General features: G+C 69.4%; 14 protein-coding genes and 1 pseudogene. 5 read left to right on the top strand and 10 right to left on the bottom strand.

What is annotated here, in order from left to right:
- The first annotated feature begins 32 nt into the window (after positions 1–32).
- Both ABH915_RS07015 and sufU read left to right on the top strand, forming a co-directional pair.
- Positions 33–1,340, top strand: coding sequence for a SufS family cysteine desulfurase (locus tag ABH915_RS07015; RefSeq protein WP_018774655.1), 1,308 nt, complete (start codon positions 33–35; stop codon positions 1,338–1,340).
- 11 nt (positions 1,341–1,351) lie between these two features.
- Positions 1,352–1,807, top strand: a complete 456-nt coding sequence (gene sufU / locus ABH915_RS07020; RefSeq protein WP_370119317.1) for a Fe-S cluster assembly sulfur transfer protein SufU — start codon at positions 1,352–1,354, stop codon at positions 1,805–1,807.
- A gap of 10 nt (positions 1,808–1,817) precedes the next feature.
- Here the strand turns inward: sufU and ABH915_RS07025 are convergent, their stop codons facing one another.
- The 5 genes from ABH915_RS07025 to ABH915_RS07045 form a co-directional block, all read right to left on the bottom strand.
- Positions 1,818–3,131 carry a UDP-glucose/GDP-mannose dehydrogenase family protein gene (locus ABH915_RS07025; protein WP_370119320.1) on the bottom strand — a complete coding sequence of 438 codons (1,314 nt, stop codon included), beginning with the start codon at positions 3,129–3,131 and terminating at the stop codon, positions 1,818–1,820.
- 29 nt (positions 3,132–3,160) lie between these two features.
- Positions 3,161–3,604, bottom strand: a complete 444-nt coding sequence (locus ABH915_RS07030) for a VanZ family protein (RefSeq protein ID WP_370119323.1) — start codon at positions 3,602–3,604, stop codon at positions 3,161–3,163.
- Between the two features lie 110 nt (positions 3,605–3,714).
- Positions 3,715–3,936, bottom strand: coding sequence for an SCO4848 family membrane protein (locus ABH915_RS07035; RefSeq protein WP_018774651.1), 222 nt, complete (start codon positions 3,934–3,936; stop codon positions 3,715–3,717).
- Between the two features lie 4 nt (positions 3,937–3,940).
- The gene (locus ABH915_RS07040) at positions 3,941–4,438 is read right to left on the bottom strand and encodes a DUF2505 domain-containing protein (RefSeq protein ID WP_026537737.1); all 498 of its coding nucleotides are present in this window, start codon (positions 4,436–4,438) and stop codon (positions 3,941–3,943) included.
- A 48-nt stretch (positions 4,439–4,486) separates the two neighbouring features.
- On the bottom strand, positions 4,487–6,052 hold the full coding sequence (locus ABH915_RS07045; RefSeq protein WP_370119327.1) for an SDR family oxidoreductase: 1,566 nt from the start codon (positions 6,050–6,052) through the stop codon (positions 4,487–4,489).
- Between the two features lie 274 nt (positions 6,053–6,326).
- Between ABH915_RS07045 and mfd the strand changes: the two genes are divergently transcribed.
- The 3 genes from mfd (at position 6,327) to ABH915_RS07060 (ending at position 11,618) form a co-directional block, all read left to right on the top strand.
- Positions 6,327–10,043, top strand: coding sequence for a transcription-repair coupling factor (mfd, locus tag ABH915_RS07050; protein ID WP_370119330.1), 3,717 nt, complete (start codon positions 6,327–6,329; stop codon positions 10,041–10,043).
- A gap of 4 nt (positions 10,044–10,047) precedes the next feature.
- Entirely contained in the window at positions 10,048–10,878 is an 831-nt protein-coding gene (locus ABH915_RS07055) for a metal-dependent hydrolase (protein WP_370119333.1), read from the top strand.
- Between the two features lie 227 nt (positions 10,879–11,105).
- On the top strand, positions 11,106–11,618 hold the full coding sequence (locus ABH915_RS07060; RefSeq protein WP_370119336.1) for a TspO/MBR family protein: 513 nt from the start codon (positions 11,106–11,108) through the stop codon (positions 11,616–11,618).
- A gap of 73 nt (positions 11,619–11,691) precedes the next feature.
- Here ABH915_RS07060 and ABH915_RS07065 read toward each other — a convergent pair whose 3' ends face one another.
- From ABH915_RS07065 to ABH915_RS07085, 5 genes and pseudogenes are all read right to left on the bottom strand, one after another.
- Positions 11,692–11,910 carry a hypothetical protein gene (locus ABH915_RS07065; protein WP_018774646.1) on the bottom strand — a complete coding sequence of 73 codons (219 nt, stop codon included), beginning with the start codon at positions 11,908–11,910 and terminating at the stop codon, positions 11,692–11,694.
- A gap of 53 nt (positions 11,911–11,963) precedes the next feature.
- Entirely contained in the window at positions 11,964–12,662 is a 699-nt protein-coding gene (deoC, locus tag ABH915_RS07070) for a deoxyribose-phosphate aldolase (protein ID WP_018774645.1), read from the bottom strand.
- 160 nt (positions 12,663–12,822) lie between these two features.
- On the bottom strand, positions 12,823–13,722 hold the full coding sequence (locus tag ABH915_RS07075; protein WP_370119339.1) for an FAD-dependent oxidoreductase: 900 nt from the start codon (positions 13,720–13,722) through the stop codon (positions 12,823–12,825).
- Positions 13,723–13,918: 196 nt separating this feature from the next.
- The gene (locus ABH915_RS07080) at positions 13,919–14,068 is read right to left on the bottom strand and encodes a hypothetical protein (RefSeq protein WP_370124959.1); all 150 of its coding nucleotides are present in this window, start codon (positions 14,066–14,068) and stop codon (positions 13,919–13,921) included.
- A 37-nt stretch (positions 14,069–14,105) separates the two neighbouring features.
- Positions 14,106–15,146 (bottom strand): annotated as a pseudogene (locus ABH915_RS07085) (uroporphyrinogen-III synthase); the annotation flags it as partial.
- Positions 15,147–15,152: the final 6 nt, after the last annotated feature.

The raw sequence follows: 15,152 nt of genomic DNA on the forward strand, positions 1-15,152 counted from the left end.
CCGCAGCGAACGCCGATCCAGGAGTCTCCGCCATGGTTGCCACCCCAGCCCACCTCCGCCGCTCTGCTGCCGCACTCGGAAACGAGGAGGTCCTAAGGATCCGCAACGACTTCCCGATCCTGCAGCAGCACGTCAACGGCAGGCCGCTCGTCTACCTGGACTCCGGTGCCACCTCGCAGAACCCGCTCAGCGTGCTCGCGGCCGAGCAGGAATTTTATGAGCAGCGGAACTCCGCGGTCCACCGCGGGGCACACCACCTCGCCGTCGAGGCCACCGAGGCGTTCGAAAACGCCCGGGAAACGGTGGCGGACTTTGTCGGGGCGGAGTGGGATGAGCTCATCTGGACCTCCAACGCCACGGAGGGCCTGAACCTGCTCACGTATTCCTTCCTCAACGCGTCCCTGCCGGGTGCCGGACCCGAAGCGGCCCGGTTCGCCCTGGCCCCGGGCGACGAGCTCGTCGTCACGGAGATGGAGCACCACGCCAACCTGATCCCCTGGCAGGAGCTGGCAGCCCGGACCGGCGCCGTCGTGAAGTTCATCCCGATCGACGACGCCGGCGCCCTGGACCTGGAGGCCGCCGCCGGCATCATCGGCCCGCGCACCCGCGTCCTGGCGTTCACGCACGCGTCAAACGTGCTCGGCACCATCAACCCGGTGGCCGCCCTGGTGGCCCTGGCCCGGTCCGCCGGGGCCCTCGTGGTGCTCGACGCCTGCCAGTCCGCGCCGCACCTGCCCCTGGATGTCAAGGCGCTCGACGTCGACTTCGCGGTGTTCTCCGGCCACAAGATGCTCGCCCCCACCGGCATCGGCGCCCTCTATGGCCGCTCGGAGCTGCTCAACGCGATGCCGCCGTTCCTGACCGGCGGCTCCATGATCACCACCGTCACGATGGAACGGGCGGGTTTCCTGCCCAGCCCGCAACGCTTCGAGGCCGGCACCCAGCGCATCTCGCAGGCGGTGGCTCTCGCCGCGGCGGTAAACTACCTCAGCGAAACCGGGATGGACCGCATCCACGCCTGGGAAGCCGAACTCGGCCAGCGCCTCGTGCGCGGCTTGGAATCCATCCCCGGGATCCGGGTGCTGGGTCCCGCGGCCGGGCAGGAACGGATTGGCCTGGCGGCATTCGACGTCGCGGGCGTCCACGCGCACGACGTCGGCCAGTTCCTGGACAGCCGCGGCATCGCCGTGCGCGTCGGCCACCACTGTGCCCAGCCCCTGCACCGCCGGCTCGGGCTGACGGCGACGACGCGCGCCAGCACGTACCTTTACAACACCACGGACGATGTGGACGCGTTCCTGAACGCGGCCGCCGACGTCCGTGCCTACTTCCAAGCCTAGGACGGACATCCATGAGTCTTGACCAGCTTTACCAGCAGATCATCCTCGAACACGCCAAGGCCCGGCACGGCAGCGGCCTGGCCGCCGTGGACGCACCCAAGGAAGCCAGCTCCGGCCAGTCGCACCAGCTGAATCCGACCTGCGGCGACGAAATCACGGTCCGGGTGTCCGTGGCCGGCGGGAAGGTCAGTGAGCTGCGCTGGGACGGCGACGGCTGCTCAATCTCGATGGCCTCGGCGTCCGTGCTGACGGACCTCGCCGAGGGCATGACCGTCGAGGAACTCCGTACCGTCATCGACAGCTTCCGCGAGGTGCTGCGCTCGCGCGGCAAGGTGCCGGCCGACCCCGAGGTGCTCGGCGACGCCGCGGCGTTCGAGGGCGTGTCCCGCTACGCTGCCCGGGTCAAATGCGCCATGCTCTCCTGGGTGGCCGCGGAGGACGCCCTCGGCCAGGCGCTGACGGCCTGACGGCAACACGTCAGGGGCGGCCCAGGCCCTTGTAGGTCCACCCGGCGGCCCGCCACTTGGCAGGGTCCAGGACGTTGCGGCCGTCCAGGATGCGCGGCGCGGACACGAGCGCTTTGGCCGCGTGCGGATCCAGCTCCCGGTACACCTGCCACTCGGTCAGCAGCAGCACGGCATTGGCCCGGTGCAGCGCCGTCTCAAGGTCCGGTTCCAGCTGGAGCTCGGGGAACCGCTTGGCGGCGTTGGGCAGGGCCTGGGGATCGGTGACCGTCACCACTGCGCCCTGCAATTGCAGCTGCGCGGCGGCGCTCAATGCGGGGGAGTCCCGGACGTCGTCGCTTTCGGGCTTGAACGCCGCACCCAGGACGGCGACCCGCTGGCCCAGCAGGGACCCGCCGCACAGTTCGCGCGTCAGCTCCACCACCCGGGTCCGGCGCCGCATGTTAATCGCATCCACTTCCCGCAGGAATGTCAGGGCCTGGTCCGCTCCCAGCTCGCCGGCGCGGGCCATAAAGGCACGGATGTCCTTGGGCAAGCACCCGCCGCCGAATCCGATGCCTGCGTTCAGGAACTTCCGCCCGATCCGCTCGTCGAGCCCGATCGCATCAGCCAGCCGGGTGACGTCAGCGCCGCTGGCTTCGCAGACTTCGGCCATGGCGTTGATGAAGGAGATCTTGGTCGCGAGGAACGAGTTGGCTGCCGTCTTCACCAGTTCCGCCGTGGCGTAGTCCGTCACCAACCGGGGTGTCCCGCCTGCGAGGGGCGTCTCGTAGACCCTGTCGAGGACGGCCACCGCGGGATGGTCTTCGCTGCCGTCCGGCGTGCCGTAGACAAACCGATTCGGGTTCAGGGTGTCCGTCACGGCATGGCCTTCGCGCAGGAACTCGGGATTCCAGACCAGCGAGGCGCCGGGCTCCGCGTCAGCCAGCACCTCGGCCAGCCCCGCGGCGGTTCCCACAGGTACCGTGGATTTCCCGGCGACGACATCGCCGGGGGAGACGTATTCAGCGAGCGAGGCGACGGCGGCGTCGACGAAGCGCAGGTCGGCGCCGTTTTCGCCGCGCTTCTGCGGCGTTCCGACGCAGATGAAGTGGACCTCGGCGCCGCGGGCGGCCGCCATGTCGGTGGTGAACCGCAACCGGCCCGACTCCTCAAGTTGGGACAACAGGTCGTCGAGCACGGGTTCGTAAAAGGGGGCGTGGCCTGCTGAAAGCTGGGCCACCTTGTGTTTGTCGACGTCGATTCCGACAACGTCGTGACCCAGCTTCGCCATGCATGCAGCATGTACCGCGCCCAGGTAACCGCAACCAATGACCGAAATCCGCATAGTTCCGATTTCCTCCCGTCGGGCCCTGTTCACAGGGTACGTGGTGGACGTCGGGATCGAACAGCCTCTCGGCGTGCCATGAACTGCCTGGCCGCCAGCGCGCCGGCCATGGCGCCGATCGTGTTCGCGGCGACGTCGACCGCGGAGGGAAAGCGTGCCGGCAGGAATGCCATTTGGCCGAGTTCGATCACGACGGAGAGCATGAACCCGGCGACGGCCCCGCCCCACCAGAGCCGCCGGCCCAGGACGATGGCGACCAGGGCGCCCAGCGGAGCAAACAGGACCACGTTCGAGGAAAATTCCACGACCCCGTAGTCGAACCAGGGAGGGACGCCCCAGCGGTGCAGTTGCCGGAGCCACCGATTGAGGTAAGTGGCCGCACCCCGGTCAACGGGCACCGGCCAGAAGGCAATCAGGCCGAGGACCGGAACACACGCGCACAGGCCCCAGATGGCGACGCGGCGGGGTAGCAACTGGCGTCCCCTTTCAGCGGTGCACCTTTTTGCTGATTCTAGCGGCCGGCACGCCCCGAAAGCAGGAAACCGGCACACCGGCGGGCATATGACCGCCGGTGTGCCGGTTGCTAGCTGAGCAGCCCGGCCACGCCTATCGCCGCCGTCGCGGCCCCCAGCAGCATGGAGATGCTGACCAGGACCACATGGACGGTCAGGAAGCGTGTGGCCTTGCCGTTGGCATCGCGGGCACGCGGATCCTTCATGACCCGGCGCAGGAACTGCGGCCAGACAACCAGGGACCAGACGCCGGCGACGATCAGGACGACGGCGAGGACCGCGGGCAGTTCCACTGGGTCAGTGGCTTTCGAGCCAGGCCTGGGCCTGCTGGGACTGCAGGTTCAGGGCCTTGCCGACCATCGGTTCTGCGGCGTCGGCGATCTTGCCGCCGAGGAACGGCACCGAGGAGGTCACGTCGCCCTCGAGCTCGATCCGGGTGCTGCCGCCGTCGGACACGAGACGCTGGACAGCGTTCACGTCCAGCGGTGCGCCGGAGACCTTCAGGGAGATCGTGCTCTGCCGGGAACCGTCGGCGGAGGGGGCCTCCCAGGCCTCCAGCTGCGTCACCTTCAGGCTGGCGCCGACAAATTTCCGGGCGATGTCGGGCATCCGGGTGGTGGGGATGGTCCGCACGGTGGTGGTGCTGAAAGCGCCGGCGGGGTCTCCGTCGATGGCGAAGGATTCCAGGGTGCCGCCAACGAGTTCGCTCGTGTGGCGCAGGAAGTCTTCATTGACGAAAACCGCGGTAACGCGGTCAACGCTGTGCGGAACGGTGGTGGATGCACTCAGGGCCATAGGGGGGTCCTCCGTGATGTGGAATTGGACGTTTCGGGCTCCAACATCCTACGTCGTGTGCCCGGCTGGCTCCGATTCGAGGTTTTCCAGATCCCGGGCGGCGGCGGTGATATTCCGTGACATGGCGGGAAAAATGATGCTGTGGAACGGCAGCACCGCGAGCCAGTAGAGCCGGCCGCTGAGGCCCTTGGGGAAGAAAATGGCGCGCTGGCGGTAGCGGCTGCCCGTCCCCTCTGGCTCCACGGAAAGTTCGAGCCAGGCCCGGCCCGGGGCCCGCATTTCGGCCCGCAGCCGCAGCAGCCGGCCCCGGTCGATCCTCTCGACCCGCCACCAGTCCACCACCTCGCCCTCGGCCAGCAGGTGCGGGTGCCGGCGGCCCCGCAGCAGCCCCGCCCCGCCCGTGAGCTTGTCCAGCCAGCCGCGCACCTGCCAGGCCAGCGGCAGGGAGTACCAGCCGTTCCGGCCGCCGATTCCTTCGATGACGGTCCACACATACTTGGGGTCCACGTCGCTTTGGAAGCTGCGCTCGTCCACGTACACGGCGTGGCCGGACCAGTCCGGGTCGCTCGGCAGGGGATCGGCGTCGACGCCGGCGCTGGCCCACGTGGTCTCCACCTGGCCGTCGCGTTCCTTGCCCAGGGCGAGGGCCACGGCCCGCCGGTAGGGGGTTAGGCCGCCCTCCGGCACGGGGATGTACGCATCGATGTCGTGCTCGGCGGCGATGGCGTCGTGCTGCAGCGATTCGACGAGCGGCAGGGACATGGAGAGCGGGATCGGGGTGGTCAGCGCCACCCACAGACCGGCCAGTTTGGGGGCAGGCACCGGCAGCGCCAGCACCACCCGGTGCGGCAGGCCGGCCTCGGCGGCGTATTCCTGCATCATTCCGGCGTAGCTGAGCACCTGGCGGCAGCCGATGTCGAAGGTCCGGTTGATGGTTCCTTCCAGCGACGCCGCGGCCACGAGGTAGTACAGGACGTCGCGGACGGCGATCGCCTCGATCTTGTTGCGCACCCAGCTCGGGGCCGGCATCAGCGGGAGCGTCTCGGACAAATGCCGGATCATTTCGAACGACGCCGAGCCTGAGCCGATCACAACGCCGGCCTGGAAGACCACTGCGTCCACCGGGCTGTCCAGGAACACCTTCCCCACCGCCTCGCGGGAGCGCATGTGGGTGGACAGTTCGGCGCCGGCCGGGTGCAGGCCGCCGAGGTAGACGATCCGGTCCACTCCGGCGGCGGCCGCGGCCCGGGCAGCCGTCCCGGCCATCGCCTTTTCCTTGGCCTCGAAGCCGGCCCCTGCCGCCATGGAATGGACCAGGTAGTACAGGACGTCGACGCCGTCGAGCGCCGCCTTCAGGGCGTCGCCGTCGTCGAGGCTGCTGTGGATCACCTCGACGTCGTCCAGCCACGGCACGCCGGCGATCTTGGCCGGGGTGCGGACCACGACTTTGACCCTGTGTCCGGCTTCCAGGAGCCGGGGGACGAGCCGGCCGCCGATGTAGCCGGTGGCCCCGGTGACGAGCACCGTCTTCGGGGATGCGGCCTTTGCGGTGGTTGCCTGCGGCGCTGGAGCAGGAGTTCCAGCGGGTTCAGGTGTTGCGGTTGTGCCGTTCATGGTGACTCCTTGTCAGCCAGCGGTTGGCGGGTGGCCTACCAAGCCATTCGGTGCGGGGCCGGCGTTGGATGGGCCGGCGTTGGATGGGCACGCGCTCCTCCAGCCAGCCTAGCCCCGTCGGCGGGGCCTCGGGCAGGTCACGTGGGCAGGCCTCGTCGGCCGGGCCCGTCGGCGGGCCCCGGGGCTCCGCGGTAGGCTTGGAGGGCCCGGGATTCTCACGAATTTCGGCTATTCGTGTTGCCTGCACCCCGTGATCCCATCAGGAGCAACAGCTATGAGCCTCAACGGCCCCTCTCTCACCGGTTTGCGCCGTGTCCTCGCCGAAGACCGGAACTACGCCCGGATCCAGGCCGAGGCCGCCCGCGGGTTCGCCGCCCGCAGCGAGGATTACCAGATCAGCGCCCCGGCCGGAATGCGGTCCACGCTGCTCGCGGAAATGGCGGACGGACTCGCGACCCTGGCGGGGAACGAAGCTGGCCCTGCCGAACCCGGCTCTGCCGAAGCTGGCCCGGCCGAACCCGGCTCTGCCGGGCCGGGCCGGGGAGTGCCCGTGGTACTGGCCGTTACCGCGACCGGCCGCGAGGCTGAGGACCTGACCGAGGCCCTGCGCGCCTTCCTGCCGGCCGACGCGGTCGCGGAGTTCCCCAGCTGGGAGACGCTGCCGCACGAACGGCTCTCCCCGCGCTCGGACACCGTGGGCCGGCGGCTGTCCGTGCTGCGGCGGCTCGCGCACCCCGAATCGTCCACGGCCGGTGCGTTGCGCGTGGTGGTGGCCCCCGTCCGCGCCGTCGTGCAGCCGATCGTCGCGGGTCTGGGCGAACTGGTGCCGGTGACCCTGAAGGTCGGCCAGGAGGCCCCCTTCAGCGGTGTCGTCAAGAGCCTTGCCGACGCCGCGTACGCCCGGGTGGACATGGTGACCCGTCGTGGCGAGTTCGCCGTCCGCGGCGGCATGCTGGACGTCTTCCCGCCCACCGAGGACCACCCCATCCGGGTCGAGTTCTTTGGCGACGAGGTGGACCAGATGCGCTGGTTCGCCGTCGCCGACCAGCGCTCGCTGACCGCGCCCGGCCTGCACCATCCCACCGAACTCCATGCCCCGCCGTGCCGCGAAATCCTGATCACGCCCTCCGTCATGTCCCGCGCCGCCACCCTGAAGTCCCAGCTTCCGGCCGCCGCGGACATGCTGGAGAAGATCGCCGGCGGCATCGCCGTCGAGGGCATGGAATCGCTGGCCCCCGTGCTGGTGGACGCCATGGTGCCGTTCCTGGACCAGCTCCCGGCGGGTTCCATCGCGGTGGTGATCGAGCCGGAGAAGGTCCGCACCCGGGCCCACGACCTCGCCGCAACGAACGAGGAGTTCCTCGAGGCTGCCTGGTCCACGGCGTCCGACGGCGGCACGGCGCCGCTCGACCTGACTTCCGCGGCGTCCGAGGCCCTGCACTCGGCCAGCTTCCGTTCGCTGACCGATACCCGCACCGCCGCCCTCGAGCATGGCGTCTCCTGGTGGTCCATCACGTCGCTGGCCAGCGACGAAGAGCTGCTGCCCGACGTCGATGTCCTGAACCTGCACGCCCGGGAACCCCGCGGCTACCAGGGCGACGTGGCGGAAATGATGGACTTCATCGGCTCCCGCGTCCGGGACCAGTGGCGGATCGTCGTGGTCACCGAGGGCCCCGGCCCGGCGCAGCGCCTCGCCGAACTCTTCCACGACAACGACATCCCGTGCGCGCGGGTGGACACGCTCGAGGCGGATCCGCAGGCCGGGCTGATCGAGGTGACCACCGCCGCCGTCGGCCGCGGCTTTGTTTTGGATCCGCTCAAGCTGGCGCTGCTGACCGAGGCTGACCTGCTGGGCCGGACCTCGGCCGGGTCCACGAAGGACATGCGCCGGATGCCGTCCAAGCGGCGGAATGCCGTCGATCCGCTGCAGCTGGTGGCCGGGGACTCCGTGGTGCATGAACAGCACGGCATCGGCCGGTTCGTGGAGCTGATCCAGCGCAGGGTTGCCGGCGGCGGCGAGGGCGTGCGCGAGTACCTGGTCCTGGAATATGCCCCGTCCAAGCGCGGAGCCCCGGGCGACCGGCTGTTCGTGCCCACCGACCAGCTGGACCAGGTCACCCGGTACGTGGGCGGCGACACTCCGGCGCTGAGCAAGATGGGCGGCGCGGACTGGGCGAGCACCAAGTCCAAGGCGCGCAAGGCGGTCAAGGAGATCGCCGGGGAGCTGATCCGGCTGTACTCGGCCCGGATGGCTTCCCGCGGCTACGCCTTCGGCCCGGACACCCCGTGGCAGCGGGAACTGGAGGAGGCCTTCCCGTACGTGGAGACCCCGGACCAGCTGACCACCATCAACGAGGTCAAGGCCGACATGGAGCGGGAGATCCCGATGGACCGGCTGATCTCCGGCGACGTCGGCTACGGCAAGACCGAGATTGCGGTCCGGGCCGCGTTCAAGGCGGTCCAGGACGGCAAGCAGGTCGCCGTGCTGGTGCCCACCACGCTGCTCGCCCAGCAGCACTACGAGACGTTCACCGAACGGTTTTCCGGCTTTCCTCTCGTCGTCAAGCCGCTGTCGCGCTTCCAGACCGGCAAGGAGGCCAAGGAAACCGCCGACGGCGTCAAGAGCGGTTCAGTGGACGTCGTGATCGGCACGCACCGGCTGCTGTCCAAGGACTTCGGGTTCAAGGACCTTGGCCTGGTGATCGTGGACGAGGAGCAGCGCTTCGGCGTCGAACACAAGGAGGCGCTGAAGAAGATGCGCACCAACGTCGACGTCCTGGCCATGAGCGCCACCCCGATTCCGCGCACGCTGGAAATGTCCCTGACCGGCATCCGCGAAACGTCCACCCTGGCCACCCCGCCGGAGGAACGGCACCCCGTGCTGACGTACGTGGGCCCGTACACGGACAAGCAGACTTCCGCCGCGATCCGCCGTGAGCTGATGCGCGAAGGCCAGGTGTTCTTCGTCCACAACCGGGTCTCCACGATCGACCGCACCGCGGCGAAGATCCGCGAACTGGTCCCGGAGGCCCGGGTGGAGGTGGCGCACGGGCAGATGTCCGAGAGCCGGCTGGAACAGATCATCGTGGACTTCTGGGAAAAACGCTTCGACGTCCTGGTCTGCACCACCATCATTGAGACCGGCCTGGACATCTCCAACGCCAACACCCTGATCGTGGACGGCGCGGACAAGTACGGCCTCTCCCAGCTGCACCAGCTGCGCGGACGTGTGGGCCGCGGCCGTGAACGCGCCTACGCCTACTTCCTCTACCCTTCGGAAAAGCCGCTCGGCGAGGTGGCGCTGGAACGGCTCAAGGCCGTCGCGACGCACAACGAGCTCGGCGCCGGCATGCAGCTGGCCATGAAGGACCTGGAAATCCGCGGGGCCGGCAACCTGCTCGGCGGCGAGCAGTCCGGCCACATCCAGGGCGTCGGCTTCGACCTCTACATCCGGCTGGTCGGCGAGGCCGTGGCCGAATACCGGGGCGAGGCGGAGGAGAAGGCCGCCGAGATGAAGATCGAGCTGCCGGTCAACGCGCACCTGCCGCACGACTACGTGCCGGGCGAGCGGCTGCGCCTGGAGGCTTACCGCAAACTCGCCAGCGCCATCACCTACGAGGCGATCGAGGAGGTCCTCGCGGAGCTCGTGGACCGCTACGGCGAACTGCCGCTGCCGGCCACCAACCTGATCGACGTCGCCCGGTTCCGGGTGGGCGCCCGCGAGGCCGGGTTGTCCGACGTCGCGCTGCAGGGCAACTTCATCAAGTTCTCCCCGGCGCAGCTGCCCGAGTCCAAGCTCATGCGCCTGACCCGGATGTACCCCGGCGCGCAGGCGAAGCCGGCCCTGGACGCCGTGCTCGTCCCGAAGCCCAAGACCGCCAGGATCGGCGGCCGGGACCTGCAGGACGCCGAGATCCTGGAGTGGGCCAACGGCGTGATCCGCAACATCTTCTCCGACGCCCCTGTCTCTGCCACGCCGGCGGTGAAATAGAAGCATGATGGGAGGACATCACGCCGCGTCGGGAGCCGCGGCGTGGGTAGCCATTGCCTCGACCGGCCCGTACGCGCTCGGCTGGTACCCCCTGGATCCCACCGGAATCGTGATCGGCGCGATGGCGACGGCGGGGACCGCGCTGGTCTGCGACTGGGACCACCGCGCCAGCACGGTGGCGCACGCGCTGCCGCCGCTGTCCAACCTGGTGGCGCGCGGCATTGAGAACGCCAGCGGGGGCCACCGGCAGGGCACGCATTCGGTGCTGGGCGCGGCGTTCTTCGTGCTGCTGGCCACGATTGCCGGGCAGTGGCAGGTGCAGACCCAGTGGGGGCTGCTGTCCGTGGGGGCCGGTCTGCTGTGCATGTTCATGATCAACATCGCCGCGAAGGCGCTGAAACTCTTCCCGAAATTCGGCTGGATCAGCAACTGGATCGTCGGGCTGCTCATGGCCGGGCTCGTGACGTGGTTCGCGCCGCACCAGTGGACCTGGCTGCCGGTTTCGATGCTCACCGGGGTGCTGGTGCACATTGTGGGGGACATGATCACCACCGGGGGAGTGCCGCTGCTCTGGCCCCTGGTGATCAAGCCGCCGAAGGTCCTGCGCAAACTGCCGCTGCTGAAGAACGTCTGGAGGGCCAACGGGGCGTTCTCCATCCCGCTGCTGGGCCGGGCGGGATCGCGGCGGGAATGGTTCGTCCTGATCCCGGTGAGCGGCTACGCCATGGTGGGGATGTTTGGCGCCGGCCTGGCGGTGGCCAAAGCGCACTTCCCCGCGGCCCTGGCGCTCGGCACGGGGCTGGTCAAGGGCCTGTTCGCGCTGGTGCCCGGCTAGGGTGCCTCTCCTAACCGGCGTAGCCAAATGATGACCGCGCAGAGAACGTCAACGGCGCCGGGCCTCGTTACCGTCTGGTTGCGCGGCGGTACTCTGAGCCGCATGGAGATGCTTCATGATGCTGTCCGGGCGCCGGTGACCGGATGCCAACCGCGGGGTCACCAGGGTGCCACTCCTCCTGATGACAGGGATGCACGTCTGAACCGATAGCGAACCTGGGAGTAGCGATGAAACTGATGACAGTGGTGTGGACGGCGGCCGCGACAGCCGCAACGGCCGCGGCCGGCGGAGTTGCGACGGATCCGGACGGCGGGTGGTATCGGCGGCTGCGCAAACCTGACTGGCAGCCGCCCGCCATCGCGTTTCCCGTGGTCTGGACAGCACTTTACGCGGACCTCGCCGTGAGTTCCGCCGCCGCGCTGGACAGCAGCGATGCGCCGCCCGACACCGCCGCCCGCAAAACCCGACGGCGGGAAATAGCCGCTTACCGGGGTGCCTTGGCGGCGAACCTCATTCTCAATGCGTCGTGGAGTTGGCTCTTCTGGCGCGCCCGCCGGCCGTGGCTGGCGGCGGCGGAGTGCGCCGTACTGACGGTGAGCAGTGCCGACCTGGTGCGCCGGACGTACAAACTGAACCGCAGCGCCGGCGTGGCCCTTTCCCCCTACGCCGTGTGGTGCGGATTCGCCACCGCCTTGTCAACGGCAATCGCGAAACGCAACCCCCGGACCGCTACCATCTGAGCCCGGTCCGCCGGGCCTCCCTTAAATGACTGAAGCCCCGGATGTTCCGGGGCTTCAGTCATTTTGGGAAAGCTTAGTTTTCGCCGGCCGAATCCGAGCGGCCCAGCAGGGTCTGCGGGATCCAGAACGCTGCGGCGAAGAGGACCAGGCAGACAGCCATCGGCCAGGTGTTGTCCAGCGTCAGGAAGGACAGCGAGTAGATCGCACCGAGGAACAGGACCATCATCGCGGCAAAGATGACGATGGTCGAGCCGAGGCTGTTTTCGGTCTGCGGGGTGGTGTTGCTGGACATTCGTTCCTCCTCGGCCCCGGGGGGCTCAAAAACTGTGGGCGGTGCCGGCACGGTCAGTACGCGGACGAACCCTGTTCACCCTTGACGATCGCGATACCGGAGCTGGCGCCAATACGTGTTGCACCTGCAGCAATCATAGCCTGAGCATCGGCCAGGGAACGCACGCCGCCGGAGGCCTTGACACCCAGGTCCGGGCCGACGGTGCGGCGCATGAGGGCGACGTCGTCGGCCGTGGCCCCGCCGCCGTTGAAGCCCGTGGAGGTCTTCACGAAGTCCGCCCCGGCTTCCACCGCGGCCTCGCAGGCGAGCACCTTCTGGTCATCGCCCAGCAGCGCTGTTTCGATGATGACTTTCAGGATGGCTCCGCCCTCGTGCACGGCGGCCGCGACGGCGGCGATGTCATCCACCAGCGCGCCTTTGTCGTTGGCACGGGCCGCGGCGATGTTGATGACCATGTCCACTTCTTCGGCACCGTCCAGGACCGCGCCGCGGGCCTCGAAGGCCTTGACGTCGCTCGGCGTGGCGCCCAGCGGGAATCCCACCACGGAGCAGGTCAGGACGCCGGAGCCCTTGAGCGCTTTCTTGACGGTCTTGACCCAGACCGGGTTCACGCAGACCGACTTGAAGTGGTACTCCGCCGCCTCGGCGCAGACCTTGAGGATCTCCGCCTCGCTGGCCTCCGGCTTGAGCAGGGTGTGGTCGATGTAGGAGGCGATGTTGGGCGTCCCCCCGGTGGCGGCTTCTTGGCTCATGGTGGTCCCTTTCGTGGCGGGCCTGGGACGCGGCGGTCCCTTCCCGGGCCTTGTGGGCCTGCGGGCCCTGGCGGCGCCGCGTGGTGCGCGGCTTATCAGGGAACCATCTTGCCATAGGAATGTGCCCGGCGGATGCCCCGGCCGGGCCTCTCCAGCGCGTCTAGGCGGCGGCCGCCAGGGGCCGGGCCATAGTGGCCTGAAGCAACTGGGAAGCGCACACCGACGCCGCGGAACCGGAGGCCACGAGCAGCCCGAGACGGACGCCGTCGTAAGCTGCCGCGTCGCCGATCGCCCAGATGCCCGGCACGGAGGTGCGGAAGTCCTGGCCGATGACGATCCCGCCGCCGGCAGCGGTGGCGAGCCCGGCCGTGGCGGCCAGTTCGTCGCGGGCGATGCGCTCCTCGGCGAGGATCACGAGGTCTCCGTTCATGCTGGATCCGTCCTCGAAGACGATGCCGGACGCCGGCAGGACGGACCCGGCGGCGGTGGGAACGACGGCGGCGGGACGGACTGTGGTGCGGACCGGGCGGACGCCGCGGGACCGGAGCACGGCCTCCGCCTGGCCGGCGGCCGAACCCGTGCCGACCAGGATGCCCAGGGGGCGGCGGCCGAGGACCCGGGTGACGTCCTTGACGGCCTCGCCCAGCCCGGCGGCGTCATCGATCGTGGAATAGCTCAGGCACCGGGCCGCACCCTCCACCGGCGCCTCGGCGGGCGCGGAACCGGTGGCGATGACGAGCTCGTCGTAGTCGAACTCCATCCCGTCGGCGGTGGTCACGCGGCGGTTGTCCGCGTCGATGTAGCTGGCGGGCTGGCCGAAGCGGACGGATACCTGGGGCAGGACGGCGAGCTCCAGCAATTCCTCGGGGGCGTCGTCCCGGTTGCTGAGGACCGTGATGGCGCCGGCGAACGGGGTCCGGGCGAGCTGCCGGACGAGCGCTTGGGCTGCCCGGCCGGCGCCGGCGATGACGATCCTGGGCCGGGCGGCCGTTGTGGCGGCGGCGGCCGAAGCGCCTGCCAGGGAGGAGGTGGAGGTGGGAGACATTGCCGGAGCGGACATGTGCTGGCCCTTTCGCTGGGTGGCCATCGTGTGGCCGGTGTGCTTGATGAACCCCAGCGTAGGCGTCCGATTTTTCCGGGGTGTTTCCCGGGTGTTGCCGCTTCTGCCCTGCCTGTTCGCCAGTATTTACCGGCCGGTAATGCCGTGGGTCACACCCTGCGGAGGGCACTTCGTGCAGACAGCTCGGTCGCCTCCGCTACACCCGGATCCGGTAGCCGCGCTTCACCACGGTTTCCACCAGCCGGGTGTCCGGCAGCGCGGACCGCAGCCGGCTGACGGTCATGTCCAGGGCATGCACGGAACCGCGCAGCTCCAGCAGGTCCGAGAGCGCCTCGCGGGACAACACAGCCCCGCCGGCGCCGATCAGCGCGCGCAGCAGCAACAGCGGTGCGGGGCGCCATCTCGACCGCCTCGCCGTTGATGCGCAGCGAGCGGCCGCGCAGCTCCACGCTGCCGGAAACGGTATCGAGCCGGCGGACGTGGTTGAGCGCCAGATGCTCGCAGACCAGCCGGATCAGGGCGCCCATTCGGAACCGTTCCGGGATCAGCGGGTGCAGCCCGGCATCGAGCAGCGGCTGCGCGGTGATGGGCCCGACGACGGCGGTCGCCACGGTGGTCTTCAGGCTCTCCACGAGCTGTTTGTAGACGCCCATCTCGTGCGCCGTGCTCCACATGGCGTCCACGGCGGGCGCGCTGGTGAACGTCAGGACATCCAGGTTGCCGCTGCACGCGGCTTCGATGAGCTTGGGCAGCCGGTCCGCGCCGTCGGGCTTGACCCAGCGGTACGGGGTGACGGTCAGGACGGTGGCGCCGGACATGCGCAGCCGCTCGAGCTGGCGGACATCGGTGTAGCCGTGCAGCTGCACCGCGACTGTCTTGCCGCGCACACCCTCGGCCAGGAGCATGTCCACGAGCGTGGCAGTGGTTTCGTCGCTGCTGATTCCGACGTCGGCGAGGCCTGCGGCGCGCACGGCGCCGCGCGCCTTGGGCCCGCGGACGAACATGCGGGTGGCGGAGAGGGTCTCTAACAGCTGGTCGCCAATGCCAAACGTGTCCGCGGCCTCGCACCAGCGGCGCATGCCGTAGGCGGTGGTCGCGATGCAAAGGTCGGGCCGGGCGGCGATGATCGCCCGGGTGTCCTCGATCAGGCTCTGGTCCTCCCGGACCGGGGCGATCTTCAGGGCCGGGGCGTGAAGCACCTCGGCGCCGCGGCGTTCTAGGGCCTCAATGAGGTCCTGCGAGCGGCGGTGCGAGGTGACGCCGATCCGGAAGCCGTCCAGGGGAAGGTCCCGGTCGGTCGCGTCCTCGGCGGGTTCCGCCGCGGGTGCGCCGGCGGTTAATGCGGGGGTTAGTGCGGGGTTCAACGGGGACAGGGGTGCGCCGGGCTCCGGGAAGGCTGCGGCGACGGCGTTCAGTGCGCTCATGGGAAT

This window comes from Arthrobacter sp. MW3 TE3886, assembly GCF_041262145.1.
Classification (GTDB): Bacteria; Actinomycetota; Actinomycetes; order Actinomycetales; family Micrococcaceae; genus Arthrobacter.

Excerpts from the sequence above, each read along its gene's own strand:
- ABH915_RS07015 (WP_018774655.1), top strand. The coding sequence starts at position 33 with ATGGTTGCCACCCCAGCCCACCTCCGCCGCTCTGCTGCCGCACTCGGA.
- sufU (WP_370119317.1), top strand. The coding sequence starts at position 1,352 with ATGAGTCTTGACCAGCTTTACCAGCAGATCATCCTCGAACACGCCAAG.
- ABH915_RS07025 (WP_370119320.1), bottom strand. The coding sequence starts at position 3,131 with ATGCGGATTTCGGTCATTGGTTGCGGTTACCTGGGCGCGGTACATGCT.
- ABH915_RS07040 (WP_026537737.1), bottom strand. The coding sequence starts at position 4,438 with ATGGCCCTGAGTGCATCCACCACCGTTCCGCACAGCGTTGACCGCGTT.
- ABH915_RS07045 (WP_370119327.1), bottom strand. The coding sequence starts at position 6,052 with ATGAACGGCACAACCGCAACACCTGAACCCGCTGGAACTCCTGCTCCA.
- mfd (WP_370119330.1), top strand. The coding sequence starts at position 6,327 with ATGAGCCTCAACGGCCCCTCTCTCACCGGTTTGCGCCGTGTCCTCGCC.
- ABH915_RS07055 (WP_370119333.1), top strand. The coding sequence starts at position 10,048 with ATGATGGGAGGACATCACGCCGCGTCGGGAGCCGCGGCGTGGGTAGCC.
- ABH915_RS07060 (WP_370119336.1), top strand. The coding sequence starts at position 11,106 with ATGAAACTGATGACAGTGGTGTGGACGGCGGCCGCGACAGCCGCAACG.
- ABH915_RS07065 (WP_018774646.1), bottom strand. The coding sequence starts at position 11,910 with ATGTCCAGCAACACCACCCCGCAGACCGAAAACAGCCTCGGCTCGACC.
- deoC (WP_018774645.1), bottom strand. The coding sequence starts at position 12,662 with ATGAGCCAAGAAGCCGCCACCGGGGGGACGCCCAACATCGCCTCCTAC.
- ABH915_RS07075 (WP_370119339.1), bottom strand. The coding sequence starts at position 13,722 with ATGTCCGCTCCGGCAATGTCTCCCACCTCCACCTCCTCCCTGGCAGGC.